The sequence below is a fragment of the Micromonospora sp. NPDC093243 genome (assembly GCF_044753725.1).
GTDB lineage: Bacteria > Actinomycetota > Actinomycetes > Mycobacteriales > Micromonosporaceae > Micromonospora.
This window is the reverse complement of sequence record NZ_JBIVNT010000004.1, coordinates 85,565-110,326: the sequence shown is the minus strand read 5'-3', so window position 1 is coordinate 110,326 and position 24,762 is coordinate 85,565. Positions and strand designations below refer to the sequence as shown.

Genomic DNA, 24,762 nt, shown 5'->3' with positions numbered 1-24,762 from the left:
GGCCGGTCCGCGTGCGCGGACCGGCCCACCGCTCAGATCACTTCCAGCTGTTCTCGATGCCCTGGAGCACCGTCGCGGTGTCCTTACCGTTGATCCACTCGACCATGCCCTTCCAGAACGTGCCCGCGCCGACCGCGGCCGGCATCAGGTCCGAGCCGTCGAAGCGGAAGACACCGCTCTTGTCCTGCAGGATCTGGACGGAGAGCTTGTCGATCGGGCTGGCGACGTTGGCGATGTCCAGCTTGTTGTTCGCCGTGACCCAGTTGCCGAGCTTCGCGCGGCTGTTCACGTACTCGGCCGAGGCCAGGTAGGTCTGCACCGCCTGGACCTCGGGACGGTCCGCGTAGGCGACGACGAACTCGCCGGCACCCAGCACGGGCTTGCCCTTGGCCGAGTCGATGGCCGGGAAGTAGAACGCGAACGCGTCGCCGTCCTCGGCCACCTTGGTGCCGTCGGGGAACTGGTTGGCGTAGAAGGACGCCTGCCGGTGCATGGCGCACTTGTTCGTGGTGATCGGCAGGCCGGCCTCACCGAAGGCGGTGGTGCCGATGCTCTTCACGCCGCCGAAGCCGCCGTTCATGTACTTCTCGCTCTTGAGGATGGTGCCGGCCTTGTCGACCGCCTCGACGACCCGCGGGTCGTTGAACGGGATGGCGTGGGTCGTCCACTGGTCGTAGACCTCGGGGCCCTGCGTACGCAGCAGCACGTCCTCGATCCAGTCGGTGGCCGGCCAGCCGGTGGCGTCACCGGACTCGATGCCGGCGCACCACGGCTTGATGCCGCTGGCCGCGATCGTGTCGCTGAGCTTGATCATGTCGTCCCAGCTGGTCGGGACCGTCCAGCCCTTCTCCTTGAAGAGCTTCGGCGAGTACCAGACGAAGGACTTCACGTTGGCGCCGAGCGGCACGCCGTAGAGGGTGCCGTTGACGGTGCCGTACTTCAGCCAGTCGACCGGCAGGTTCTGCTCGGCCATCGCCTTGGTGTCGGCCCCGAGGGACTTCAGCTTGCCGGCGTCGGCGAACCGCTTGACCAGACCCGGCTGGGGGACGAACGCCAGGTCGGGCGCGTTGCCGCCGTCGACCCGGACCGGGAGCTGCGCCTCGAACTCGGCGTTGCCCTCGTAGTCGATCTCGATGCCGGTGCAGTCGGTGAACTGCTCCCACGACCGCTCCAGCAGGTCGGCCTCGGCGTCGCGGATGGACGCGTAGATGGAGACCTTCTTGCCGTCGTTGCCGTCGTACTTCTCATATCCGGCACATTCCGCGGAGCCCGCGTTGTCGCTCTTCTTGTCGTCGCCGGTGCCGCAGGCCGTGGCGCTGAGCGCCAGCCCGAGTACGCCGGCGATCACGAAGGCCTGGCGTGGTCTGGTAAAGACCGCCATGCCGTCCTCCTTTCTAGCCGGCGCGGTCACGCTCTGACCTGCCGCCGGTCCGATGGGCGTGCCCATATGTAAGCGCTTGCATCTCCTGTGGTCCACCCCCTGCTGGACACGACCAAGTAACAATCCCGAAACCTCCGGGCCTCCGATGGGCGCGCTCCCAGCCCGGACATCCGGCTCTTTCGATCGATGGAGATATCTGTCAGGCTAGAGGCATCCCATCGAAGGATTTCGACATAGGAGGAGCTGGATGCGTAAGCGGTGGTTCAGCCTGATGGCGGCCAGTCTGCTGGCCGGCGTCGCCGTTCTGGTACCGGCGGCACCGGCGATGGCCGCGCCGACCTTCAAGGTGCCGTTCCCCTGCGGCCAGACCTGGTCCGGCCAGACCCGCAGCAACCACAGCCCGGCGTACGCGGTGGACTTCAACCGGACCGACGACCTCGGTGACCCGGTGGTGGCCAGCGCGCCGGGCACCGTCGACCGGGTCACCGACCTCGGCGGCACCAGCTACGGCAAGTACGTCCGGATCTCCCACGCCGGCGGCTACCACACCTACTACGCCCACCTGAACGGCTTCAACGTCTCGGTCGGCCAGGCCGTCGGCTACGGCAAGGTGATCGGCTGGGTCGGCAGCACCGGCGGCTCGACAGGCCCGCATCTGCACTACGAGCAGCGCCTCAACGGCGGCGACATCCAGGTCCGGTTCAACGGCGCGCTCGCCCTCTACTGGGGCACGAAGAACTACACCAGCGACAACGGCTGCTCCTCGGGCGCCGGCTCGGGCACGGTCGACACCAGCGGCACCCCGCTGACCGTCCGCTCCGGGCCCGGCACCGGCTACGCCGCGGTCGACACCGTCGCCGACGGCACCCGGGTCACCATCCAGTGCCAGACCAGCGGCACCACGGTCACCGGCACCTACGGCACCAGTTCGATCTGGGACCGGATCGGCAGCGGACGGTTCATCGCCGACGCCTACGTCTACACCGGCCACGACGGCTACATTCCGGGCGTGCCGCGCTGCTGAGAAGCCACCGGTGGGCTCGGCCGACCCGGCCGGGCCCACCGGCAGGCGGCGGAATCAGCCGTTGAGCCGCCAGATCGCGAGGTTGAGCGCGGCGGCGAAGGTGACCCATGCCCAGTAGGGGAGCATGAGCAGGACCGCCGCCCGGGAGACCCGGGCGAAGAGCGCCACCGTCGCGCCGATCGCCAGCCAGAGCAGGATGATCTCGGCGAACGCCAGCCCGTACCGGCCGGCGCCGAAGAAGAGCGGCGTCCAGGCCGCGTTGAGCACGAGCTGGACGATCCAGGCCCAGAGTGCCGGGCCCGCGCCCACCCGTCGCCAGACCAGCCAGCCGGCCACCGCGACCAGGGCGTAGAGCACGGTCCAGACCGGGCCGAAGAGCCAGCCGGGTGGGGCCCACGACGGCCGGATCAGCGCGGCGTACTCGGCCGAGGTGCCCCGGACGCCCAGAACGCCGATGCCGGCGGCCAGCGCCACCGCCACACCGAAGCCGAGCAGCGCCCACCAGGTCCGAGCGCCGGTGCGGGGCGCCGTTCGCGACATCTCCATGGTCGAGATATCTCCCCGTGGCCCCGGGCCAAACCCGGCCCGGACAGCAAGGCGCCGGGGTCGTCGTGCCCGGTGCTCCTGTCGGGAGGACGGAGACCGGACGCGACGACCCCGGCGGGTCCAGGTGTCACAGGGGTGCCGGCGTCAGCCGCCGGCGTCAATTGTTGAAGATGCTGACACCACCCGGGCCGACCAGCAGCCCAACCACGATGAGGACGATGCCCCACAGAAGCTGCCGGCGGAACAGCGCCAGGATGCCGGCAACGACCAGTACGACCGCGAGAATCCAAAGAATCAGCTCCATGGCGATCAGATACCCGAGGCGCCGACGCGGGAAACCTGCTCGTGATCAAGCTGGTCGCCCAGGTGGAAGACGCTGTACGCCTGCTTGATCACCGGGTGCGCGACGTTGCGGACCCGCACCCCGCCCGGGGTGGTGCCGCGCTCCGTGCCGGCGTGCGCGTGCCCGTGCAGGGCCAGCGCGGTCGGCGCCGAGTCGATCGCCTGGCCGAGCTGGTACGAGCCGAGGAACGGGTAGATCTCCAGCGGCTCGCCGGCGAGCGTGTCCGGCACGGGGGAGTAGTGGGTCAACGCCACCAGCAGGTCGCAGTCGAGGCTGTGCAGTGCCTGGGCCAGTCGGTCCGCGCTGTCGGTGGTGGTCCGGACGAAGGACTTCATTTCCGGTTCGCCGAAGTCGCTGGCGCAGCGCCCGGCGAAACCACCGCCGAAACCCTTCACCCCGGCGACGCCGAGCCGGCCGCCAGCGCACTCGAGCACCACACCGGTCCCCTCCAGCACGGTGATGCCGGCGTCCTCCAACACCTTGACCACCTGCGGCACCTGGTCGCACTGGTGGTCGTGGTTGCCGAGCACGGTGATCACCGGCACCCCCAGCCCGCCGAACTCCTGGGCCACGCAGCGCGCCTCGGACTCGGTGCCGTGCCGGGTCAGGTCACCGGCGAGCAGCAGCGCGTCGGCGCAGTCGGGCAGCTCCTCCAGGGCCGGCCGGAACCGGCCGACCACGTCCTTGTCCAGATGTACGTCGCCGACGGCAGCGATCCGGATCACCATGAACCTCCCTCAGGGCAGTTGCTCGATCTCCGTCGGCGCCTGGGCGCGGATCACCCCGATGTCGCTGGTGATCGGCACGTCCGGGAAGCGCTCGGAGACCCGGCGCAGGATCTCCTCGCGGCGGTGCGGGCTCTCCACCTCGCCGTAGAGCACGAGCCCGGTCTCCCGTCGGACCACGGTGATCCCCTGCTCGGCGACGGACGGATCCTCGGCCAGCAACCGGTGGATCTCCGCCTCGATGTACTCGTCGGGTGGTCCGACGCCGATGTCGCGGTGCTGGGTCACGATGTCCCCTTCTCTGCCGGGGTGCCGGAGTCCGGCACCACCTCCAGCCGGTCCAACAGCACCAGGAACGCCTCGGCGTACGGTGAGTGCTGCGTCTCCTTACGTACCCGTTCCCAGTCGATCTGCTCCCGCAGCGAGCGGGCCAGCGGCAGGCCACGGGCGAAGTCGCAGTAGTGCTGGGAGAAGCTGAGCAGCTTGTGCACCATCAGCTGGGTCGCGGAGAGCACCGGCATGTGGATCGCGTCGACCGGGCGGACCACGGTGTCGGCGAAGGTCTCCTCGGTCACCGGGGTCTCGATCGGCCGGTGGATCAGGTCCACCATCCGCCCGTCGTCGTAGACCTTGACCAGCCAGTCCTCCGGCGGGCGCTCGGCGATGAAGCCCGCCTCCACCAGCGCCTCCAGGGCCTGCTCGACGTCGACCTCACGGATGAGGAAGTCGACGTCGTGCTCGCTGGAGTGGCCGCCGTGGGCGTAGACCGCGAAGCTCCCGCCGAGCGCGAACGGGATCTCGGACTGCTTGAGCACGGCGGCGACCTTCTTGAGGGTGTGCACGAGAGTCTCGTCCCCGCGCTCGGCCATCTGGGTCTCCCGTCGTCGTGAAACAGGCGGTTGGATTCCAACTCCCGTACCCGGCATTCCGGTCGGCCACACCTGTGCCGGTCGCGGGTGGGCGCGAACCGGGAGTAACGGGTTCATAACACCATGCCCGGAAGCGGCGGTCGGATAGCCTGTGCAAGGTGGTCAGATCAATGCGGACGCGACGCGGCCGAGCCCGGTTGCGCACCGTCGCTCTGATCGGCATCGACGGCTCGGGCAAGACCACCCAGGCCCACCGCCTCGCCGACGCGCTCACCGCCGCCGGCCGACCGGCCACCTACCATCGCAACGCCGGCGGCCGACGCTGGCTGGGTCGACTCGCCCATCGACTGGGCCGGCCGGACGCCCAACGGCTGGTCGGGCGGGACGGGCTGCTCGCGGTCGAGTCCGTGCTGCGCTGGATCGCCATCGCCGTCGCCCTGCTCAGTTGCCTGGTCACCGGCCGGACCGCGGTGATGGACCGCTACGCCGCCTGCCAGTACGCCAGCATCCGGGCCCACGGCGGGCACCGCTGGGAGCGGCTGGCCCGGGTCGGCTACCGGGTGTTCCCGCCGCCGCAGGTGACCTTCCTGCTCGCCGTCGACCCGACCGAGGCGTACCAGCGGATCGAGCGGCGCGGCACCGACCACGAGACGATGGGCTGGCTCACCGCCGCCGACACCGCCTACCGGACGCTGCCGGAGTATCCGACCTTCGTGCTGGTCGACGCCGGCCGGCCGGCGGAGGAGGTCTCCCAGCAGATCCAGCGCCACCTGGCCGGGTGGCTGCCGTCGGACGACCCGGAGTGGACCGAAAGCGCCGCCCCGTCGCCCGACCTGACCCCGTCGCCCGATCTGGCCTCGCCCCCCGCCCTGGCCTCGCCGCCCGATCTGGTCCCGCCGCCGCCACGGGCCACCGAGTCGGACCGCCCCACGCCGGGGGTCGCCACGCCTCTGGCGGCCCAGGCCAGCCCGTAGCCCGCCCGTCGCGCGCCCGGCCCTGCCCGATGGCCCGGCCCCGTGCCGACAAGACTGACCGCGGGCCCGGGAATCGTCCGTCGAAGCTCAGGCCCGGCCGTAGACCGGCACGGCCGCGCCGCTGGTCGGTGCCGACTCGTCGGAGGCCAGGAAGCGGATCACCGGGGCGATCTCAGCCGGCGTGACCCAGCGCGAGTGGTCGGCGTCCGGTTGTGCGGCCCGGTTGGCCGGGGTGTCGATGACGCTGGGCAGCACCGTGTTGCAGCGCACCCCGGATCGGCGGTACTCCACCGCCACCGCGTTGGCGAAGGCGAGCACGGCCGCCTTGGCGGTGGCGTAGCCCGCCGCGCCGGGGAACGGCGCCAGCGCGGCCCGGGCGGAGACGCAGACGATCGCTCCGCCGGCGGCGATCAGGTGCGGCAGCGCCGCCCGGGTGACCAGGTGGGTGGGGCGCAGGTTGGCGGTGAACATCCGGTCGAACTCCTCGATCGGTGTCTCGTGCACCAGCCCGCCGCTGGCGTACCCCCCGACCAGGTTGACCACCGCGCGCAGCGGGGCCGCCGGGTCGCCGCTCGCGGCCTCGACCGCCCGGGCCGCGCCGGCCGGATCGGTGAGATCGGCGACCAGCCGGACCACGTCGCCCGGCGGAGCGCTGGCCGACGAGCCCTCCCGCCCCGGTACGACCACCCGCCAGCCCGCCTCGTGGAAGGCGGCGGTGACCGCCGCGCCCAGCCCGCCCGTTCCGCCGGTGACCAGCACACTGCGTTGCGCCATGGCGCACACGCTAGCGCCGCTGCCGACCCGTCGGTGCCCGGGTCGCCCGGCCGACGACGCCGGGTCGTCCGATCCGGGCCTGCCGCATGGTCCGCCCGCCGACGCCGTACGGTTGGTCGGGCCTGGAAGTGCGCGTCTCCAGCCGCCGTCCGGGAGGCGGAGGCCGGCCCGGCGGCTGACGCGGCGACGCCGCGCGGGTGGCACGCTGTCCCGGAAGGTGGACCGGGTGACCGGTGTTTTCTCCAACACGCGCAGTCATGGTTGACGCTCACGCCTCGTGAAAGTAAGTTTCATCCGTGGCGAAGAGTCCGAAGATTTCTGCGAGTCAGGAGCCCGGTGGGCTGATCGTCCACATCAGTGGCTTGCTCCCGTCGCTGTCGCCGGCCGAACAGCGGGTCGCCCGCCTGGTCGTCGCCAATCCGGCGGACGCGGCGCGCCGGACGATCACCGATCTCGCCACCGCAGCCGAGACCTCCGAGGCGACCGTCATCCGGTTCTGCCGCTCGGTCGGCATGGACGGCTACCCCCAGCTGCGCATCCGGCTCGCCGCCGAGGCCGCCCGCCGGGTCGAGCCGCCGGACGCCCGGGTGGTCGGCGGTGACATCCCGCCCGGGGCCGACCTCGCCCAGATCATCGCGACGATCGCCTTCAACGACGCGCGCGCCGTCGAGGAGACCGCCGAGCAGCTCGACCCGGCCGTCTGCGAGCAGGTGGTCGACGCGATCGCCGGCGCCGGCCGGATCGACGTCTACGGCGCCGGCGCGAGCGGCTTCGTGGCCTCCGACTTCCAGCAGAAGCTGCACCGCATCGGCCGCACCGCCTTCTACTTCCCCGACGTGCACACCGCGCTGACCTCGGCCGCGCTGCTCGGCCGGGGGGACGTGGCGGTGGGCATCTCGCACACCGGCACCACCTCCGACGTGATCGAGGTGCTGGAGCAGGCCCGCGCCCGGGGCGCCGCCACCGTGGCGCTGACCAACTTCCCGCGTTCGCCGATAACCGAGGTGGCCGACCACGTGCTCACCACCGCCGCCCGGGAGACCACCTACCGCTCCGGGGCGATGGCGAGCCGGCTGGCCCAGCTCACCGTGGTCGACTGCCTCTTCGTCGGGGTCGCCGCGCGCAACCGCGCCCGGGCGAGAAAGGCCCTCGAGGTGACAGCCGAGGCCGTCCAGTCGCACCGGGTGGGTGGCGGACGGAGGCGGGCATGACGGCCGGCGCCGTGGAGCCGGACGAGGTGTCGTCACCCGCCGCGCCGGTCCGCCCGGTCGTCCGGGTGGGCGCCCCCACCGAACGCCGTAACCCGCTCAGCGTCGACCTCGACCTGATGTCGACCCGGGACGTCCTCGCCGCGATCAACGAGGCGGACCGGCGGGTGCCGGCCGCGGTCGCCGACGTGCTCGACGAGATCGCCGCCACCGTCGACCTGGCCGTCGCCGCGTTGCGCGGCGGGCACCGGGTGCACTACTTCGGCGCCGGCACCTCGGGCCGGCTCGGGGTGCTCGACGCGGTCGAGCTGGCCCCCACCTTCAACTCGCCCCGGGACTGGTTCTGCGCTCACCTGGCCGGCGGGCCGGACGCCATGTGGCGGGCCGTCGAGGACGCCGAGGACGACGATCGGGGCGGGGCGGCCGAAGCGGCCGACTGCGTACGCGCCGGTGACCTGGTGGTCGGTCTGGCCGCCAGCGGACGCACCCCGTACGTCCTCGGGGCGCTCGCCGCGTCGCGCGCCAAGGGCGCCTCGACGGTGCTGCTCTGCGCCAATCCGGAGGCCGAGGCCGCCGGGTCGGTCGATGTCTTCATCGGGGTGGATACCGGACCGGAGGTGGTCACCGGGTCGACCCGGATGAAGGCGGGCACGGCACAGAAGCTCGCGCTCAACGCGTTCTCCACCGCCGTGATGGTGCGTCTGGGCCGGGTCTACTCGAACCTCATGATCGACATGGTGGCCACCAACGCGAAACTTCGCGGGCGCATGATCTCGATCCTCGTGGAGGCGACCGGCTGCTCCGAGGAGGTTTCCCGGCGGGCGCTCAGCGAGGCGGACGGCGACCTGAAGACGGCCCTGGTCTCGCTGGTGTCCGGTGCCGAGGTGTCCGCCGCCCGGGCCGCGCTGGCCCGCTCGGCCGACCAGGTGCGCGGCGCGCTCGCCCTGCTCGCCTCCTGACGCCCCCCTTCGCCCGAATCCGGCGGCCCGGCGGGCCCTCCGGTGAGCCGCCCAGCGGCCCCGGGGCGAGCGGGCATAGAACCCGGCTCCGGATTGTTCAACGAGGCGCGGGGTATTACCAACTCCGTGGATGAACCGACCCGTCCATCGGTGCGTATCAGGCAGTGACCAGGATCGCACCGGGCTGGTGACCCGGGTCGCTGTGCCCCACGACATCGCGATGTTGCCATATCAGGGGCGAACGGCGATCCGTCGACCCGCCGACCCGTTCGTGGTGCCCATCGGCGAGCCACCCGGCGGGGTGCTGACAGCAAACATGGACCGTGCTCTCAGCTACTACTCAGGCATTCGTGACACTTTCGACTCACGACATGGAATCCCCGACACGTCTCAACTGTTGTGTAGGTGTCAGCACCGGGGGGCACAGCAGAAGTTACGGGGAGCTGATGGACGTGGGGATGGCAAGGAACCGGGCAACCGGCGCGAGCGAGGGGACCGTGGGCAACGTGGACAAGAACATCGGCATGCGCACCGACGAGGTCGCCGAGGAGCGCGACCTGGTCGGCGTCTACCTGCACGAGATCTCCCGGACGCCACTGCTGGACGCCGCCAAGGAGGTCGATCTCTCCAAGGCGATCGAGGCCGGCCTCTACGCCGAGCACCTGCTCGACGAGGACCGCGTCCCCGCCGGTGTCGCCCGGGACGACCTGGAGCGACTGGTCGTCGAGGGAGAGCGGGCGAAGGACCTCTTCATCCGCGCCAACCTGCGACTGGTCGTGTCGATCGCCCGCCGCTACGTGCGGTCGGGGATGCCGATGCTGGACCTGATCCAGGAGGGCAACACCGGCCTGGTCCGGGCGGTCGAGAAGTTCGACTACGAGCGTGGCTACAAGTTCTCCACCTACGCGACCTGGTGGATCCGCCAGGCGATCAGCCGGGCGATCGCCCAGCAGGAGCGCACCGTCCGACTGCCGGTGCACCTGGTGGAGGACGTCAACCGGATGCGCAACGTGGCCCGCCAGCTCACCCGTGAGCTGGGTGCCGACCCGGAGCCGGAGCAGATCGCGGCGTCGCTCGGCGTCACCGTCGAGCGGGTCAACGAGCTGGTCCGCTGGTCGCAGGACACGGTGTCGCTGGACACGCCGGTCGGCGACGACGGGGACACCAACCTCGGCGACCTGGTCGCCGACAGCGACGCCCCGTCGCCGGAGGACATCGTCCTGACCGGGCTGGAGCGGCAGCGCATCGAGGGTCTGCTCAACCACCTCGACGACCGTTCGGCCGGCATCATGCGGGCTCGCTACGGGCTGGAGGACGGCCGCGAGCACTCTCTCACCGAGGTCGCGTCGCGGTTCTCGCTCTCCCGTGAGCGGATCCGTCAGCTGGAGATCCAGGCCCTCGGGCGGCTCCGTGAGCTGGCCCGGGCCGAGGGGCTGCAGGCAGCCTGAGTTTGGTGGTAATACGGCGAACGGCCGGCGTCCGATAGGGGGGCGCCGGCCGTTCGCCGTCTGGCGGGGCACCCGCCGTGGTTCGCTCAGCGCACCCGGCCGTAGCCCTGGATGGACATCATGTTCATGCCCCGCTTGAGCACGTTGCGCCCGGCGCTGGGCGCGTCGATCACCTGGCCGCCGCCGACGTAGAGGGCGACGTGCCCGAGCCCGCTGTAGAAGACCAGATCGCCGGGGCGCAGCTCGCCGCGGCTGATGCGGCTGGTCGCGCCCCACTGCATCCGGGCGTTGTGCGGCAGGGACTTGCCGGCCGCCCGCCACGCCGCCAACGTCAGGCCGGAGCAGTCGTAGCCGTTGGGGCCTTCGCCGCCCCAGGAGTAGGGCTTGCCGACGGCGCCGTAGGCGTACCGGACCGCGACGCCGGCCTGGCCGGAGATCGCGGGAGCGTCCCGGCCGGCGTCCGGTCGGACCGCCGGCGCCTCGGTGGCCCGCCCGTACGCCTGACGGCGCAGCTCGTAGAGGCGCGCCAGGTCCCGTTCGATCCGGGTCTTCGCGGACTTCAGCTCGCGGGCCTGGGCGGCCTGCTGGGCCAGCACCATCCTCAGCCGGCCGCGCTCCTCGAGCAGCGCGCGTTGGCTCGCGGTGAAGCCGTCGATCTGCTCCTGCCGCTGCTTGGTCAGCTGGTCGATGGTGCCCAGCCGGTCGAGCAGGGCGGCCGAACCGCCGGGGCGCAGCAGCGCGTCCGCGGTGCGCAGCCCGCCGGTCTTGTACGCGGTCGCGGCGAGTGCGGCGACGTCGGCCCGGTTCTGCTCGGTCTGCTTCTCGAGCGGGCCGATGCGGGCCTGTAATCGGGCCACCGCGGTCTTGTTGTCCTCGATTTCCTCGGTGAGCTTGTTGTACGACTCGACGACCCGCTCCAGTTGGGTCGAGGACTTCTCGATCCGCTGGGTCAGGTCGGCGGGGGACGGTTCGGCGTGAGCCGCCGCCGGGGCGATCAGCGCGGCCGACAGGCCGGTGAGCGCCAGAGTTCGCAGCAGTGTTCTCAGGGATGACAAGAGCGGAAGGCCCCTCTCCCACGGCCGCCGGTGGCTGCTGTCGCCCTCGACGGCACCGGTCCGGGGCCCTCCGGATGGCGGGCGCTGGGCCGGCCGGCCCGATCAACTTAACCCGGGACGGGTGTGATCCGCAGTGGAAGTCGGGGCGAATGTTGGCAAAGTGGCGGAAAGTGAAGGGTGTGTCGGGTGACCCACCGTGATCACCAACGAGGCGATCGCTCGACGGGTGCGCCAAGGTTGCGGCATTTGATAAGACAGTGGCTTTCGTCGTTCTGGGCGTATGCCGCCGGATAGCAGCGCGCCATAACCGATAAAGACGGAAATGGATTCCCTTTCCCGGCAATGTCCCGTCGCTCCCGTGGCGGCGCTGTCCGCTATTTGGCCGTACGCGCTGGCAGGGCGGCAACACAATGAAGCGCGAGCCGGGAATCCCGTCGACCGGCATTGATGCCTCAGACCTCGGCGGGGCCGACCCGGCGGACCGCCGTGGGAGGGACCGTGAATCCTGAAGGAGCCACCACGCGAGCGCGGCGTTCACCGAGGGTGACCGGCGCGAAGACCACGCTGCTCTACGCCCGTCCCGGCATCATCGTGACCGTCGACCGGTTCACCGTCGGTCGCAACACCTTCCGGGTCGCCCAGTTGACCCACCTGCGCAGCACCCGCGGTCCGCACGACCGGGTCGCCGTCCGCGCCTTCGCCACCAGCGCGGTCACCATCGGTGCCGTCGGGTTGCTGCTCGGCTTCACCGGTGGCCTGCAACGGCTCACCGCCGGTGCGTACCTGATCCTCGGGGCGGTGCTGCTGGTGCCGGGGCTGCTCGTGCTGGCCGGCGACCGCTGGCGGCCGCCGGCGTACGAGCTGTGGGGGATGTACGGCGGCGAGGAGGTGCTGCTGTTCAGCGCCGACGACGAGCGCCAGTTCGGCCAGGTGACCCGGGCTCTGGTGCGGGCCCGGGAGATGAACCGGTACGGCGGGTGGAACGAGCCGCTCGCCTCGACCGATCCCTGGCGACCGAGCCGCTGACCGGTCGACGCCGGCCAGGCCGACCCCGGCCGGCGTCGACCGGCCGGCAGGGCGGGCGGGAGCGTCCGGCGAGGATTGGGCGGACGGCTCAGCCGGCGACCGGCTCCGGGGTGCGCTCGGCGGGGCGGTCGAGCCAACCGGTCACCCGGCGCTCGGCGTAGAAGGAGACGAACGGCACGGTGCCGGCCAGCATCACGGCGAGCATCCGCTTCAACGGCCAGTCCGCCCGGCGGGACAGGTCGAACGCGGCCACCAGATAGACCATGTAGAGGAAGCCGTGCGCCGGGCCGACCGTCTCCACCACCACCGCGTTGTCGAACAGGTACTTCAGCGGCATGCCGATCACGACCAGCAGGATCAGCACCACGCCCACGATCCAGGCGATCACGCGGTACCGGGTAAGGGCTGCGCCCACCTCTGTCCGTCCTTCCCGAACCCGGCTCAGCCGGGATAGTCACCGGGCTTCGCGCCCGGGTTGGCGTTCAACCATGACAGGTAGCGGTTGTAGGCGGCCAGGTCGGTGTCCTCCACGCCGTCCGCCACGGCACGCACCCGGGCCACCCGGACCGGGCGGCGAACCACCGGTCGGGTCGCGGACCCCGCCGCCTCGCCGCCCGGTCGCGCCCCGACGACCTCGGCCGGCTCCGCGTCGGCCGGCTCCGTCGGTGCGACGTCGCCGCGCAGGGTGTGGCGCAACTCACGCCACCAGACGAAGACCACGAACCCCGCGAAGATCGGCCACTCGAAGGCGTACGCCCAGCTGAGCGTGTTGCCCGAGGCGGCCCGGCTGATCTGCCACCAGCCCAGCCCGAGGAACGCGGCGACCAGCACGACCGTGGCCACGTGGCGCACGATCCACGCCGGGGTCCAGAGCCGCTTCATGGCATCGAGGGTACCGGGAGGGACGGCGCTCTCCGACGCGGTGTCGTAGTTGTCGGACGATCAAAGGGGTTTGCTGGCACCCGATGTGGGCATCCGTCTAGATGCCAGCCCAAACGAGACCAGGGGGGCGACGATGACCGGATCAGTGCGACAGGACGGGTACCCGTCGAGCGGCGGCGCGGACGCCAGCCCGGAGCAGCGGATGCCCGAGTGGAGCGGCGACCACCTGGCCGATCCGACAACCACCGGACCCGACGTGGACGGTGACCTCGGTGTCGACCCGGCCGAGCTGACCGACGAGGACCTGATCCGCGAGATGCACAGCCTGCACCGCACCCGGCTGGACACCCTGCGGCACGCCTCCGACTCCGCGCTCGCCAACCACCTGCGCCGCACCGCGGAGCTGGAGACCGAGTACCTGGCCCGGCACCCGGGGCGGGAGGTCGACCCGAGCCGGCTGCGGGACGAGTGATGACGGCACACGCCGAGCGCGGCATGTCCGCGCCGCCGGAAGTCGTCTTCAACACCGCGACCGACCCGGACCGGGCCGCCGCGTGGCTGCCCCCGGCGCTGCGCACGGACGGCGCGCCGACCCCGGAGATCGCCGGCGAGGAGCTGCGCGCCAACTGGAGCGCACCCGACCCTTCGGACCTCACGGCCGAGATCCGGGTGGACCCGGAGGACTCCGGCGGCGCGCGGATCCGGTTCGACCTCGCCGGTGCGAACGGGGGAGCAGACCACGACCGGCTGGCCGCCGAGGCGCTGGACAGCCTCGCCCGCGAGGTGGCCGACAACCTCCAGGCCGGCTGAGCCGCGCCGGATCCCGGACCGCCAACCCCGGACGGCAGGCCTGGTGCGGGCCGGCCGGACCGGGTGGTGGTGACCCCCGCACGAGAACGAGGAGACCGGTGACCGACAGGGTTCTGAAGCAGAAGGTGGCGCGACTGCGCCAGGCGTACGCGCCGCACGAGCACCGGCCGCTCGGCGGCTACCTGGTCGCGATGGGCACCTATGCCGGGGTCGCCGGGGCGCTCGCCGGTCTGGTGCGGTTGACCGGCCGGCCGGTGCCCGAGCGTCCGGCGCCCTCCGACGTGGTGCTGCTGTCGATCGCCACGCACAAGCTCAGCCGGCTGCTGAGCAAGGACGCGGTGACCAGCCCGCTGCGTGCCCCGTTCACCCGCTACGACCGGCCGATCGGCAGCGGTGAGGTGATGGAGCAGGTCCGCGACTCCGGCAGCTCCACCCGGCACGCGATAGGGGAGCTGCTGAGCTGCCCGTTCTGCCTGGCGGTCTGGGTAGCCACCGGGCTCACCGGCGGGCTGGTGCTCGCGCCACGGCTGACCCGTCTGGTGGCCACCGCGCTGACCGCGGTGGCCGCGTCCGACTTCCTCCAGATGGCGTACGCGGTGTCGCAGCAGGCCGCCGAGGGCGGCGGGCACGACGAGGACTGATGCGAGGACGCAGGAAGGGGCCGGCGGATCGCCGGCCCCTTCCTCGTGCCAGTCGGCGTCAGGTCGGTGTGGTGCCGTGGTCCTCGCCGGCCCAGCCACGGGCGGCCTCCGGCTCCCGCTCGCCCTCGTCCTCGCCGGTGACCACCTCGCGGTCCACCGCGGTGCGGTCGTGCTCGTTCGCGAAGTCCGGCTCGGGCAGGGTGTCGACGCCCTCCGGGGGCTGACCCAGCGCCGGCACCTTCTCGTGCTGGTCCTCATGGTGGGACATCTCGTTCTCCTCTCGCCGGGGGTCAGGTGACCGATCCGCCGAGCAGGTCCGCCGCCTCGTCCACCGAGTACTCGCCCTCGGGGAGCGCGGCGATCCGGGCGAGCCAGTCGGCGGGGAGCTCCGCGGCCACCGCACGGCGGTAGATGTTGCCCTGACTGATCCGCTCCTGGCCGTGGTAGAGATCCTCGAGCAGGTCGTCGAGGCGCCGGGCGTCCGTCGTCTCGTCGGTCACGGGTGCGTCGTCGGTCACGGCGATCAGCTACCCGTGCCGGAATCGGTCAAACGTCGCCGGCCTCGACCCGGCGCTGGGCTGAACGCCAAACGGCGCCCCGGCCGGATGGCCGGGGCGCCGTTGGTGTCGGTGTGCAGGTCGCCTCTCGGCGAGTGGCTCGACGCGGCTCCAGCCGAACGGTTTTCCGCGAAGGCAATTGGGTGAGGCCCGGGGACACTGGACACACCGACACCTCACACAACCCACGGACCCCCGCCCCTCTTCCGCCCCGCCCTGTGCCCCCGCTCACACCCCGTCCCGGCCGCCGCAGGCCGGGACGAGGGGAGGGGCCTGCGGGTCAGGCGGGGGCGGGGAGGGTGGCGCGACGGGCGCGGACGGCGGTGGCGAGCTGGTCGAGCACCTCCTCGGTGGTGTCCCAGCCCATGCAGGCGTCGGTCACCGACTTGCCGTACTCCAGCTCCCGGGTCGGGTCCAGGTCCTGCCGTCCGGGCTGCAGGAAGCTTTCCAGCATGATGCCGACGATGCCGCGCTGCCCGGCCGCGAGCTGGGCGGCCACGTCGGCCGCGACGAGCGGCTGGTTGCGGTGGTCCTTGCCGCTGTTGGCGTGGCTGGCGTCGACCACCACCCGCTCCGGCAGATCGGCGGCCCGCAGCAGGTCGAGGGCCCCGGCCACCGACTCCGCGTCGTAGTTCGGCCGGCCACCACCGCCGCGGAGCACCAGGTGCCCGTCGGCGTTACCCCGGGTGTGCATGATCGCCGGCGTGCCGGAGAAGTCGATACCGGGGAAGACGTGCGGTACGCCGGCGGCCCGGATCGCGTCCACCGCGGTGCCGATGCTCCCGTCCGGGCGGTTCTTCATGCCGATCGGCATGGAGAGCCCCGAGGCGAGCTGCCGGTGCACCTGGCTCTCCACCGTCCGGGCGCCGATCGCGCCCCAGCCCACGGCGTCCGCGATGTACTGCGGGGTGATCGGGTCGAGGAACTCGCAGCCCACCGGCAGGCCGAGGCGCAGCACGTCGAGCAGGAGCGCGCGGGCCATCCGCAGGCCGGTGTTGACGTCGCCGGAACCGTCCAGCCCGGGGTCGTTGATCAGGCCCTTCCAGCCGACCGTGGAGCGGGGCTTCTCGAAGTAGACGCGCATGACGACCAGCAGGTCGTCGGCGACCCGGTCGGCCGCCACGCGCAGCCGTCGGGCGTAGTCCAGGGCGGCGGCCGGGTCGTGCACCGAGCACGGGCCGACCACCACCAGCAGGCGGTCGTCGGCGCGATCGAGCACCCGGCCGACAGCGCGCCGGCCGGTCAGTACGGCCGAGGCGAGCGTGTCGTCCAGGGGCAGTTCGTGGTGCAGCAGGGCCGGGGTGGTCAACGGCACGACACGGTCGATCCGTTGGTCGCTGACCCGATCGGTCTCCGGGGTCGTCACGGTGGGAATCCTTCCGCCGACCGCGCCCGGGGCCGGTGCCCGGGTCGAGCCGGCTGCTCGTACGCAAAAGGGCAGGAACCCAAGTCCCTGCCCAGCCGGCTCGAAGAAGGTGACGTCAGTTCATGGTGAAGTCACCGGCTCCTCCAGCCGGCTGCCTAAACCATCGATACGACCGCGTCACGAGACCAAGCGTACCCGACGGGCCGGCGCGGATCATCCGGACGCCGCGGCAGCCTCGATCGGCCACGCCAGCCGGGTCGACCGATCTCGGGCGTGCGGGCGGTGGGGCGGGGGTATGAGGGGTGCCATGACTGACGAGCAGAGCGACCAGGACCGCGTGGAGTCCCGCGCCCACCTGCTGCCGGAGGAGGCGGCGGTGGGCAGCGACGACCCGGAGGCGCAGGCGGACGCGATCCTCACCGAATCCGACCTGCGGGAGGACCGGAACCTCGCGCCGGACACCGTCCTGGAGCACCGGACCTCGGATCAGACGGTGGCGCCCAACGAGCCGCCGGACTGAACGTCGGCGCCGCGCGCCCGGCGGGAGCCCCGATAGGTCTGCACCCGCAGCCAGGTCAGCGGACCGGCGGCCCGCAACCCGGCCGGCAGGTTGCCGATCGGGTCGAAGGCCAGCGTGGCGTCCTGCCGGGCGCTGAGCTGGGTGCCGATGCTGACCTGACCGAACGGCCGCCACGGCCCCACGGCGGAGGCCACCGCGAGCACCAGGCGTGGCTCGTCCGTGCGGGTGGCGGCGGCCACCGCGGTCAGGCTGCGGCCCAGGTCGGCCGAGTCCGGGTCGGCCAGCGCGGCCAGCCAGAGCCGCCGCCGGCCCGCGTGCAGCGGCATGATCGTGCTGTACGTCCCGGCGAAGCGCCGTCGGGGCAGCGGCATGGCTCGCAGCACCGGGGGCGCGCCGCTGGAACTGACCAGCAGGTCGTAGGGGCGGCCGTCGTCGGAGTGCAGCCGGACCGCCAGGCCGAGCACGTCCGGCCAGCTGCCGGGCGTGGAGACGCCCTTGGAGAGTCGGATGGTCGCCGGGTAGCGGCCCGGGTCGTCGAGCAGTGCGACTCCGGTCGGCGGGCCGCCCGTACCCCAGATCGTCACCTCGCCGGCGAACGAACGCCCGGCCGGATGGAAGAGCCGGGCCCGGCGCAGGCGGGTCAGGACGGCGGCGGCGTGGCTGACGGCGGCACCCGCGCGCGTCACGGCAACGGGCGGGCTGGGGCGGGCGGCGGGCGCGGGCATGCCCCTGCGGTACCCCGACCGGACCGGTCGATGCCCCCGGCCGACCGGCGTCGCCTCCGCCCCGGCTCGCCCGACGGCCGCACGTCACCTTTGCGCCCGCGAGATCGGATAGCGTCGTGCCATGCCCGACAGCGGTTACCCCTGGCCCATCGAGACGACCCGACTCGCCAACGGCCTGCGTGTGGTGGTGAGCGAGGACCGCACGGCCCCGGCGGTCGCGGTCAACCTCTGGTACGACGTCGGCTCCCGGCACGAGCCGGCGGGGCAGAGCGGCTTCGCCCATCTCTTCGAACACCTGATGTTCGAGGGCTCGGTGAACGTCGCGAAGACCGAGCACATGAAGCTGATCCAGGGCTCCGGCGGCTCGCTCAACGCCACCACCAACCCCGACCGGACCAACTACTTCGAGACGGTCCCGGCCGAACACCTGGAGCTGGCGCTCTGGCTGGAGGCCGACCGGATGGGCGGCCTGGTCCCGGCGCTGACCCAGGAGACCCTCGACAACCAGCGCGACGTGGTCAAGAACGAGCGCCGGCAGCGCTACGAGAACGTGCCGTACGGCGACGCCTGGCTGCGGCTGCTGCCGCTGCTCTATCCGCCCGGGCACCCCTACCACCACGCCACGATCGGATCGATGGCCGACCTGAACGCCGCCGACCTGGCCACCTTCCAGGCGTTCCACCAGACCTACTACGCACCGAACAACGCCGTGCTGACCGTGGTCGGCGACGCCTCCGCCGCCGAGGTCTTCGCGCTGGCCGACAAGTACTTCGGCGCGCTCCCGGCGCGCGCCGACATCCCCGCCGCGCCGGACGGCCGGAGCGTGCCGGCCACCGGGCGACCGGCGGTGGAGACGGTGACCGCCGACGTGCCGGCCCCCCGGGTCTACGTCGCGCATCGCACCTACCCGTTCGGCAGTCCCGGCTACGACGTGCTCACCGTGCTGGCCACGGTGCTCGGCAGCGGCCGGGGCAGCCGGCTCTACCAGCGGCTCGCCGACGGCGAGCGGCTCGCCCAGCCGGACCTGGTCGGGGCGTACGGGGTGGACCTGGCGCACGCGCCCGCGCCACTGATCGCCACCGCCACCGCCCGGCCCGGGGTGAGCGCCGAACGGCTGGCCGAGGGGCTGCACGCGGTGGTCGACGAGCTGGCCAGCGTGCCGGTCACCGCCACCGAGCTGGACCGCGCCAAGGCCCTGCTCAGCACCGCCTGGTGGCGGCAGATGTCCACGGTGGACGGCCGGGCGGACACGCTCGGCCGGTACGCGACCCAGTTCGGCGACCCGGCCGCCGCCGCCGATCGCCTGCCGGCCTGGCTCGCGGTGACCGCCGAGCAGATCGCCGAGGCCGCCGTCGAGGTGCTCGCCGCCAACGACCGGGTGACCCTGACCTACCTCGCCGAGGAGAAGCCATGACGCTGATCGCCGCCCGCCCCGGCCCGGGCGCCGCCCGCCCGTACCGGTTCCCGCCGGTGGTCCGCCGTGTCGTGGCCGGCGGTCAGGTCGTCGCCGCTCACCTACCGGGGCAGAACCTCGCGGTCGCGCTGCTGCTGCTCGACGCCGGCGCCGGGCGCGAGCCCACCGGCAAGGAGGGCCTCGGCGGGGTGCTCGCCAAGGCCCTGGAGGAGGGGACCGCCCAGCGGGACGCGGCCGCGTACGCGCTCGCCGTGGAGGGGCTCGGCACCGAGCTGGTGGCCGGGCTGGACTGGGACTCGTTCCAGGTCAGCGTGCAGGTGCCGGTGGACCGGCTGAGCGCCGCGGTGGAGCTGCTGGCCGAGGCGGTCCGCACCCCCCGGCTCGACTCCGTCGACGTGCGCCGGGTCCGCGACGACGAGGCCACCGCGCTGCGGATGGACTGGGCCAACCCGGGCCCGCGGGCCGACGCGGCGCTGCGCGCCGACCTGTTCGGCGCGGAGAATCGCTGGGGCCGGCCGATGTACGGCGACCCGGACTCGGTCGCGGGCCTGGACGTCGAGGACGTCACCGTCTTCCACTCCGAGTGGTTCATCCGCCCCGGCACCCTGATCGTCGCCGGTGACCTGGAGCGCATCGACCTGGACGCGCTCGGCGCTGCCGCGTTCGCCGGGACCGGCGGTGGCCCGGTCGAGCGGGGCGGCCCGATCGAGGTGCCGCCGCACAGCGGTCGGCGGATCATCCTGGTCGACCGGCCCGGCTCGGTGCAGTCCACGCTGCGTCTCGGGCACCCGTCCCCGCACCGCGCCCACCCCGACCACGTGCCGATGAGCCTCGCCGGGACGGTGCTCGGCGGCGCGTTCACCTCCCGGCTCAACCACCTGATCCGTGAGGTGCGCGGCTACACGTACGGGATCCGCGGCGACTTCGCTTCGTCCCGCCGGTTCGGGCGGTTCGCGGTCAGCTCCGGGGTGCAGACCGCGGTCACCGCGCCGGCGCTGGTGGAGGCGGTCGGCGAGATCGCCCGTACCCGCACCGGTGGGGTGACCGAGGACGAACTGGCGGTGGCCCGGTCCTGGCGGGCCGGGCAGCTGTCGGTGGAGCTGCAGAGCCCCCGGGCGATCGCCGCCGCGCTCAGCACTCTGGTGGTGCACGACCTGCCGGACGACTACCACGCCCAGCTGCGCGCGGCGCTGCTCGCCGCCGACGTCGACCAGGTCAGTGCCGCGGCCGCCAGCCACCTGCACCCGGAGTCGCTCACCCTGGTCGTGGAGGGCGACGCCGCGGTGATCCGGGACGAACTGGCCGCAACCGGCCTCGGGGAGATCATCGACGCCCCCTGACCGCCCGACGCCGGGCCTGACCGCGCGACTCCCGGCCTGACCGTCCGGCGCGGGGTGATCGACTCCGGTTCGCCGAAGTGGGGGTGTCCGACTGGGTCGGATACCGCGATGTCGGCGATCTGGTGTCGATCAAGCGCGTCGCTTAGTCGGCTCCGCCTGACCGCAGGGCCCGCGCCGCGCGCCGGTCGGCCGCAGGCCCGCGCCGCGCGGCGGTCGCGCGAGCCCGCGCGAAACGCGTGGCGGGCGGGAAGTGTGACGCGGGTCGCGGTCGAGGCACGGTGCTGGCGTGGAGGGCTTCCGGAGCGGACGCCGGTTGGCGATGCTGCGGCCGAGTGGGCGTGCGGGCTCGGATCTTCCGGTGGTCGCGGTGCTCGGCCGGCGAGGTTCCGGGTGGCCGGGTGCCCGGTTCACCGCTGGACCGGGCCGGCGGGCTGTGAAACCGGCCCCGGGCGGTGGGAAAGGGTTCCCGGTCCCGGGGTCGGCGTGGGTAGCCTCGCGGGCATGAGGATCGGCATTGTGGGGGCCACCGGCCAGGTCGGTGGCGTGATGCGGCAGGTGCTGGCGGAACGGGAGTTCCCAGCGGAGCAGGTGCGGTTGTTCGCCTCGGCGCGGTCCGCCGGGCGCACCCTGCCCTGGCGGGACGGCGAGATCACCGTGGAGGATTCGGCCACCGCGGACTTCGCCGGGCTGGACATCGTCCTCTTCTCGGCCGGCAAGGGCACCGCCAAGGAGCTCGCCCCCCGGGTCGCGGCGGCCGGCGCCGTGGTGATCGACAACTCCTCGGCGTTCCGGATGGACCCGGAGGTGCCGCTGGTCGTCGCCGAGGTCAACCCGCACGCCGCCGCGGCGCGCCCGAAGGGCATCATCGCCAACCCGAACTGCACCACGATGGCCGCGATGCCGGTGCTGCGCCCGCTGCACGCCGAGGCGGAGCTGGTCGGCCTGGTCGTCTCGACCTATCAGGCGGTGTCCGGCGCCGGCCTGGCTGGCGTCGCCGAGCTCGACGAGCAGGTCCGCAAGGTCGCCGAGCACGCCAGCGGGCTCGCCTTCGACGGCAACGCGGTCGAGTTCCCGTCGCCGCGGGTGTTCGCCCAGCCGGTCGCGTTCAACGTGCTCCCGCTCGCCGGTTCGATCGTCGACGACGGCTCCTTCGAGACCGACGAGGAGCAGAAGCTGCGCAACGAGAGCCGCAAGATCCTCGAGATCCCCGGTCTGAAGGTCTCCGGCACCTGCGTGCGGGTACCGGTCTTCACCGGCCACTCCCTCCAGATCAACGCCCGGTTCGCCCGGCCGATCACCCCGCAGCGGGCCCGCGAGCTGCTCGACGGCGCTCCCGGGGTGGCCCTCTCCGAGGTGCCCACTCCGCTCCAGGCCGCCGGCCAGGACCCGACCTACGTCGGTCGGATCCGGGCCGACGAGACCGTCGAGCACGGGCTCGCGCTCTTCTGCTCCAACGACAACCTGCGCAAGGGCGCCGCGCTGAACGCGGTGCAGATCGCCGAGCTGGTCGCGGCCGAGCGTCGCTGACCGCCGTCCCGTCTCCCGCCCGGGGCCTCCGCCGATCTCCGGCGGGGGCCCGGCGTCGTCCTGCTTCACGACCCCGGCGGCACGGCCGAGGCGCGGTCGGTGGGGGCGGCGTCGCCCGGACCCGCCCGGATCGCGGAGATCGGCGACGGCCGGCTCCTCGCGGTCGGCCGGCGATCGTGGTAACCGGGATCGGCCGGGTCGGCTGGATCGCGGGGATCGGCCCGTCGTGTTTGGATGGGGGCTCGACCGGACGAGGTGGAGGTTGCCGTGCCGGATGAGCGGGCGCAGACCGCGCTGTTCGACCTGATTGCCGGCCGGTGGCTGGGCGTGCTGGCGACGATCAAGCGGGACGGGCGACCGCAGCTGTCCACGGTGGTCTACTCGTTCGACCGGGAGGCGGGCCTGATCCGGGTGTCGGTGACCGACGACCGGGCCAAGACCGCGAACCTGCGCCGCGACCCGCGAGCCAGCTTCCACGTCAGCAGCGAGGACGGCTGGGCGTACGCGGTGGCCGAGGGGCGCGCCGAGCTGACTCCGGTGGCCGCCGACCCGGCCGACGACACCGTCGAGGAGTTGGTCGGCATCTACCGGTCGGTCCAGGGCGAGCATCCGGACTGGGACGACTTCCGGCGGGCGATGGTCGCCGAGCGGCGGCTGGTGCTGCGCCTGCACGTCGAGCGGGCCTACGGCGCGCCACCCCGCGGCTGACACTCGACGGGGGCCCGATCCACTGATCGGGGCTGGTCAGGCCGGTTCGACCACGGTCACGTCGGGCCAGCGCCGGGCCGGTTCCTGCCGGGCCAGCCGCCGCCGGGAGAGCGCCACCGGCACCCGGGCCGGGTTGTGCCGCCACACACCGCCGAGCAGGTCGGCCAGGCCGTACGGCGCGCAGATCTCGATCCGGTCGGCGGCATCCAGCCGTACCGCGACGGCGGTCGCGTACTCCGGCCAGGTGGCCACCGCCTCGGCGACGCTGCGGTAGGGCTCGATCGGTTCGCCGCCGAACGTCGCCGCGTACCAGGTGTGCACCGCCGCCTGGTTGGACGCCTCCCAGGGCGGCTCGTCCCAGGCGGCCGCCAGCCGTGCGGTGGCCCACTGGTCGTACTCCGGGCTCAGGTCGGTCGAATCGAAGAAGACCACGTCCACGTCCCGGAGGGCACGGGGGTCGAACCCGGCGCCGTACCGCTGTCCCCACACCAGGTCGCGCAGCGTGCCGGCGCCGATCCAGGCGTCCGGCAGGCCGGTCTCGCGGACCACGGCCAGCGCCTGCAGCAACCACGGGCAGCCACCGACCAGCCCGCGTAACTCCTGCTCGTCGTCCGACATCCCGCCACGCTAACCGCCCGCCTCGGGCGGTGCGGCCCGGCGGGTACCGCCCCACATGCCGGGTATACCCGGCGGGCACCGGGGAGGGGTGGGATGGGGGCCGAGCACGAAGGCGACGAGGCGCTCGACGTCGACGGTGACGTCGCGGAGTCGCGTTCGGAGATCGGCCGGCTGCTCACCTTCAGCGACGCGGTCTTCGCCATCATCATCACCCTGCTGGTGCTCGACCTGCGAGCGCCGGAGGTGCCGCCGGGCGAGATGTCGCGCGCGTTGCTCGACCAGTGGCCGGCCTACCTGGCGTACGTCACGTCGTATCTGGTCGTGGCGGTTAGCTGGCTGAGCCACAAGGGCACCTTCCGCCGGGTGGTCCGGGCCGACCCGGGCCTGCACGGATGGAACCTCACCGTCCTCTTCGGGACCGCGCTGCTGCCGTTCGTCACGTCCATCGTCTCGCGGGCGCTGCAACATGGCGACCGCGCCGACGAGCGGGTCACCACCGGGCTCTACGGCCTGGTGGGCGTGCTGCTCTCCATCGGCTGGCTCGGCCTCTACCACCACCTCAGCCGGGGCCGGGGGTTGCTGCATCCCCGGGTGCCGCCGCGGGTGTTCGCGGTGGAGCGCGGACGCGGCCTGGTCGGCCTGGTCGGGTTCGGGGCGGCCGGCCTGGCGGGCGTCCTGGTCGACCCGGTGGTCGCGCTCGCCATCTTCCTCGTCCTGCCGGTCTTCTACGCCGTGTCCAGCAACGGCCTCTTCGACCTGCGACGCCGGCTGCGGCGGTAACCGGCCCGCCGGTGAACACCCGGCCCGGACCCGTGGCCGGCGGCGTTACCCCGCCCTGGGCGGCGGGTAGACGGCCGGGGCCGACACCGAGAGGGGAGCACCATGACAACGGTCGGAGAGTTCATGACGACCCGGTTGGTGACGATGGACGGCAGCGACACGCTCACCGCCGCGGCACAGGAGATGCGCGACAGCGCGATCGGCGACGTGGTGGTGACCGACGGCGACAACGTGGTCGGCATCGTGACGGACCGGGACATCACGGTCCGCGCCGTGGCGGAGAACATGGACCCCAGCTCCACGCGGCTCAACCAGATCACCAGCAAGGACGTGATCACGGTGAGCCAGTACGACGACGCGGTGGCCGCCGCCGACCTGATGCGTACCTACGCGGTACGACGGTTGCCGGTCGTCGAGGAGGGGCGCCTGATCGGCCTGGTGTCGATGGGTGACCTCGCCGTCGAGCGCGAACCGCAGTCGGTGCTCGCCGACATCAGCGCCGACGACCCGAACAACTGACCGTCCGCCGCGGGCGTGCGCCG

General features: G+C 72.6%; 30 protein-coding genes and 1 pseudogene. 16 read left to right on the top strand and 15 right to left on the bottom strand.

Going from position 1 to position 24,762, the window contains the following annotated elements:
* Positions 1–37: 37 nt before the first annotated feature.
* Positions 38–1,381, bottom strand: coding sequence for an ABC transporter substrate-binding protein (locus tag ACIP9D_RS14320; RefSeq protein ID WP_350871930.1), 1,344 nt, complete (start codon positions 1,379–1,381; stop codon positions 38–40).
* A 247-nt stretch (positions 1,382–1,628) separates the two neighbouring features.
* Between ACIP9D_RS14320 and ACIP9D_RS14315 the strand changes: the two genes are divergently transcribed.
* Positions 1,629–2,405 (top strand): peptidoglycan DD-metalloendopeptidase family protein, encoded by a 777-nt coding sequence (locus ACIP9D_RS14315; protein WP_350871932.1) that lies wholly within the window; start codon positions 1,629–1,631, stop codon positions 2,403–2,405.
* Between the two features lie 54 nt (positions 2,406–2,459).
* On the opposite strand, the gene ACIP9D_RS14310 is transcribed toward ACIP9D_RS14315, so the two are convergent.
* The 5 genes from ACIP9D_RS14310 to ACIP9D_RS14290 form a co-directional block, all read right to left on the bottom strand.
* Positions 2,460–2,951 (bottom strand): TspO/MBR family protein, encoded by a 492-nt coding sequence (locus ACIP9D_RS14310; RefSeq protein WP_350871934.1) that lies wholly within the window; start codon positions 2,949–2,951, stop codon positions 2,460–2,462.
* 157 nt (positions 2,952–3,108) lie between these two features.
* Positions 3,109–3,255 (bottom strand): GPGG-motif small membrane protein, encoded by a 147-nt coding sequence (locus ACIP9D_RS14305; RefSeq protein WP_350871936.1) that lies wholly within the window; start codon positions 3,253–3,255, stop codon positions 3,109–3,111.
* Positions 3,256–3,260: 5 nt separating this feature from the next.
* Complete coding sequence (locus tag ACIP9D_RS14300) at positions 3,261–4,022, bottom strand: metallophosphoesterase (protein WP_350871938.1); 762 nt, start codon at positions 4,020–4,022, stop codon at positions 3,261–3,263.
* Between the two features lie 9 nt (positions 4,023–4,031).
* A complete protein-coding gene (locus tag ACIP9D_RS14295; RefSeq protein ID WP_350871940.1) occupies positions 4,032–4,307 on the bottom strand; it encodes a hypothetical protein in 276 nt (91 codons plus the stop codon).
* Positions 4,304–4,945 carry a nucleotidyltransferase family protein gene (locus ACIP9D_RS14290; RefSeq protein ID WP_350871942.1) on the bottom strand — a complete coding sequence of 214 codons (642 nt, stop codon included), beginning with the start codon at positions 4,943–4,945 and terminating at the stop codon, positions 4,304–4,306. The genes ACIP9D_RS14295 and ACIP9D_RS14290 overlap by 4 nt, the downstream gene beginning before the upstream one ends.
* 113 nt (positions 4,946–5,058) lie before the next feature.
* Here ACIP9D_RS14290 and ACIP9D_RS14285 point away from each other — a divergent pair.
* Positions 5,059–5,670, top strand: a pseudogene (locus tag ACIP9D_RS14285) (dTMP kinase); the annotation flags it as partial.
* Positions 5,671–5,949: 279 nt separating this feature from the next.
* Here ACIP9D_RS14285 and ACIP9D_RS14280 read toward each other — a convergent pair.
* Positions 5,950–6,636 (bottom strand): SDR family oxidoreductase, encoded by a 687-nt coding sequence (locus tag ACIP9D_RS14280; protein ID WP_350871945.1) that lies wholly within the window; start codon positions 6,634–6,636, stop codon positions 5,950–5,952.
* Positions 6,637–6,932: 296 nt separating this feature from the next.
* On the opposite strand from ACIP9D_RS14280, the gene ACIP9D_RS14275 reads away from it, so the two are divergent.
* From ACIP9D_RS14275 to ACIP9D_RS14265, 3 genes are all read left to right on the top strand, one after another.
* A complete protein-coding gene (locus ACIP9D_RS14275; protein WP_350871947.1) occupies positions 6,933–7,847 on the top strand; it encodes a MurR/RpiR family transcriptional regulator in 915 nt (304 codons plus the stop codon).
* Positions 7,844–8,803 (top strand): N-acetylmuramic acid 6-phosphate etherase, encoded by a 960-nt coding sequence (murQ, locus tag ACIP9D_RS14270; RefSeq protein ID WP_350871949.1) that lies wholly within the window; start codon positions 7,844–7,846, stop codon positions 8,801–8,803. The genes ACIP9D_RS14275 and murQ overlap by 4 nt, the downstream gene beginning before the upstream one ends.
* A 458-nt stretch (positions 8,804–9,261) precedes the next feature.
* Entirely contained in the window at positions 9,262–10,251 is a 990-nt protein-coding gene (locus tag ACIP9D_RS14265) for a sigma-70 family RNA polymerase sigma factor (protein WP_350871951.1), read from the top strand.
* An 86-nt stretch (positions 10,252–10,337) separates the two neighbouring features.
* On the opposite strand, the gene ACIP9D_RS14260 is transcribed toward ACIP9D_RS14265, so the two are convergent.
* Entirely contained in the window at positions 10,338–11,306 is a 969-nt protein-coding gene (locus tag ACIP9D_RS14260; RefSeq protein ID WP_350871952.1) for an NlpC/P60 family protein, read from the bottom strand.
* Between the two features lie 498 nt (positions 11,307–11,804).
* Between ACIP9D_RS14260 and ACIP9D_RS14255 the strand changes: the two genes are divergently transcribed.
* Entirely contained in the window at positions 11,805–12,332 is a 528-nt protein-coding gene (locus ACIP9D_RS14255) for a DUF6232 family protein (protein WP_350871954.1), read from the top strand.
* Positions 12,333–12,420: 88 nt separating this feature from the next.
* On the opposite strand, the gene ACIP9D_RS14250 is transcribed toward ACIP9D_RS14255, so the two are convergent.
* Both ACIP9D_RS14250 and ACIP9D_RS14245 read right to left on the bottom strand, forming a co-directional pair.
* Positions 12,421–12,747, bottom strand: coding sequence for a DUF3817 domain-containing protein (locus ACIP9D_RS14250; RefSeq protein WP_350871956.1), 327 nt, complete (start codon positions 12,745–12,747; stop codon positions 12,421–12,423).
* A 26-nt stretch (positions 12,748–12,773) separates the two neighbouring features.
* Positions 12,774–13,214, bottom strand: coding sequence for a hypothetical protein (locus tag ACIP9D_RS14245; RefSeq protein WP_350871957.1), 441 nt, complete (start codon positions 13,212–13,214; stop codon positions 12,774–12,776).
* A 133-nt stretch (positions 13,215–13,347) separates the two neighbouring features.
* Here ACIP9D_RS14245 and ACIP9D_RS14240 point away from each other — a divergent pair, with 133 nt between their 5' ends.
* From ACIP9D_RS14240 to ACIP9D_RS14230, 3 genes are all read left to right on the top strand, one after another.
* On the top strand, positions 13,348–13,686 hold the full coding sequence (locus ACIP9D_RS14240; RefSeq protein WP_350871959.1) for a DUF6158 family protein: 339 nt from the start codon (positions 13,348–13,350) through the stop codon (positions 13,684–13,686).
* A complete protein-coding gene (locus tag ACIP9D_RS14235) occupies positions 13,686–14,024 on the top strand; it encodes a hypothetical protein (protein WP_350871961.1) in 339 nt (112 codons plus the stop codon). Before ACIP9D_RS14240 ends, ACIP9D_RS14235 begins: the two co-directional genes overlap by 1 nt.
* Before the next feature lie 98 nt (positions 14,025–14,122).
* Positions 14,123–14,665 (top strand): DUF1360 domain-containing protein, encoded by a 543-nt coding sequence (locus tag ACIP9D_RS14230; protein ID WP_350871963.1) that lies wholly within the window; start codon positions 14,123–14,125, stop codon positions 14,663–14,665.
* 58 nt (positions 14,666–14,723) lie between these two features.
* On the opposite strand, the gene ACIP9D_RS14225 is transcribed toward ACIP9D_RS14230, so the two are convergent.
* From ACIP9D_RS14225 to ACIP9D_RS14215, 3 genes are all read right to left on the bottom strand, one after another.
* Entirely contained in the window at positions 14,724–14,933 is a 210-nt protein-coding gene (locus ACIP9D_RS14225) for a hypothetical protein (RefSeq protein ID WP_350871964.1), read from the bottom strand.
* A 22-nt stretch (positions 14,934–14,955) separates the two neighbouring features.
* Positions 14,956–15,183, bottom strand: coding sequence for a hypothetical protein (locus tag ACIP9D_RS14220; protein WP_350871966.1), 228 nt, complete (start codon positions 15,181–15,183; stop codon positions 14,956–14,958).
* A 319-nt stretch (positions 15,184–15,502) separates the two neighbouring features.
* Entirely contained in the window at positions 15,503–16,597 is a 1,095-nt protein-coding gene (locus ACIP9D_RS14215; protein WP_350872158.1) for a 3-deoxy-7-phosphoheptulonate synthase, read from the bottom strand.
* 298 nt (positions 16,598–16,895) lie between these two features.
* Here ACIP9D_RS14215 and ACIP9D_RS14210 point away from each other — a divergent pair, with 298 nt between their 5' ends.
* Complete coding sequence (locus tag ACIP9D_RS14210) at positions 16,896–17,108, top strand: hypothetical protein (RefSeq protein ID WP_350871967.1); 213 nt, start codon at positions 16,896–16,898, stop codon at positions 17,106–17,108.
* Here ACIP9D_RS14210 and ACIP9D_RS14205 read toward each other — a convergent pair.
* Complete coding sequence (locus tag ACIP9D_RS14205) at positions 17,075–17,833, bottom strand: phosphodiesterase (RefSeq protein WP_350871969.1); 759 nt, start codon at positions 17,831–17,833, stop codon at positions 17,075–17,077. The two genes, ACIP9D_RS14210 and ACIP9D_RS14205, sit on opposite strands and share 34 nt — an antisense overlap.
* Positions 17,834–17,954: 121 nt before the next feature.
* Here ACIP9D_RS14205 and ACIP9D_RS14200 point away from each other — a divergent pair, with 121 nt between their 5' ends.
* From ACIP9D_RS14200 to ACIP9D_RS14185, 4 genes are all read left to right on the top strand, one after another.
* Positions 17,955–19,247, top strand: coding sequence for a pitrilysin family protein (locus ACIP9D_RS14200; RefSeq protein ID WP_350871970.1), 1,293 nt, complete (start codon positions 17,955–17,957; stop codon positions 19,245–19,247).
* The gene (locus ACIP9D_RS14195) at positions 19,244–20,587 is read left to right on the top strand and encodes a pitrilysin family protein (RefSeq protein WP_350871972.1); all 1,344 of its coding nucleotides are present in this window, start codon (positions 19,244–19,246) and stop codon (positions 20,585–20,587) included. The genes ACIP9D_RS14200 and ACIP9D_RS14195 overlap by 4 nt, the downstream gene beginning before the upstream one ends.
* Before the next feature lie 501 nt (positions 20,588–21,088).
* Complete coding sequence (locus ACIP9D_RS14190) at positions 21,089–22,114, top strand: aspartate-semialdehyde dehydrogenase (protein ID WP_350871974.1); 1,026 nt, start codon at positions 21,089–21,091, stop codon at positions 22,112–22,114.
* Positions 22,115–22,348: 234 nt separating this feature from the next.
* Positions 22,349–22,822 carry a PPOX class F420-dependent oxidoreductase gene (locus ACIP9D_RS14185; protein WP_350871975.1) on the top strand — a complete coding sequence of 158 codons (474 nt, stop codon included), beginning with the start codon at positions 22,349–22,351 and terminating at the stop codon, positions 22,820–22,822.
* Between the two features lie 36 nt (positions 22,823–22,858).
* Here ACIP9D_RS14185 and ACIP9D_RS14180 read toward each other — a convergent pair whose 3' ends face one another.
* Complete coding sequence (locus ACIP9D_RS14180; RefSeq protein ID WP_350871977.1) at positions 22,859–23,440, bottom strand: nucleotidyltransferase family protein; 582 nt, start codon at positions 23,438–23,440, stop codon at positions 22,859–22,861.
* A gap of 93 nt (positions 23,441–23,533) precedes the next feature.
* Between ACIP9D_RS14180 and ACIP9D_RS14175 the strand changes: the two genes are divergently transcribed.
* The gene (locus ACIP9D_RS14175; RefSeq protein ID WP_350871979.1) at positions 23,534–24,220 is read left to right on the top strand and encodes a TMEM175 family protein; all 687 of its coding nucleotides are present in this window, start codon (positions 23,534–23,536) and stop codon (positions 24,218–24,220) included.
* Between the two features lie 102 nt (positions 24,221–24,322).
* On the top strand, positions 24,323–24,739 hold the full coding sequence (locus ACIP9D_RS14170; protein ID WP_350871981.1) for a CBS domain-containing protein: 417 nt from the start codon (positions 24,323–24,325) through the stop codon (positions 24,737–24,739).
* The last annotated feature ends 23 nt before the right edge of the window (positions 24,740–24,762 follow it).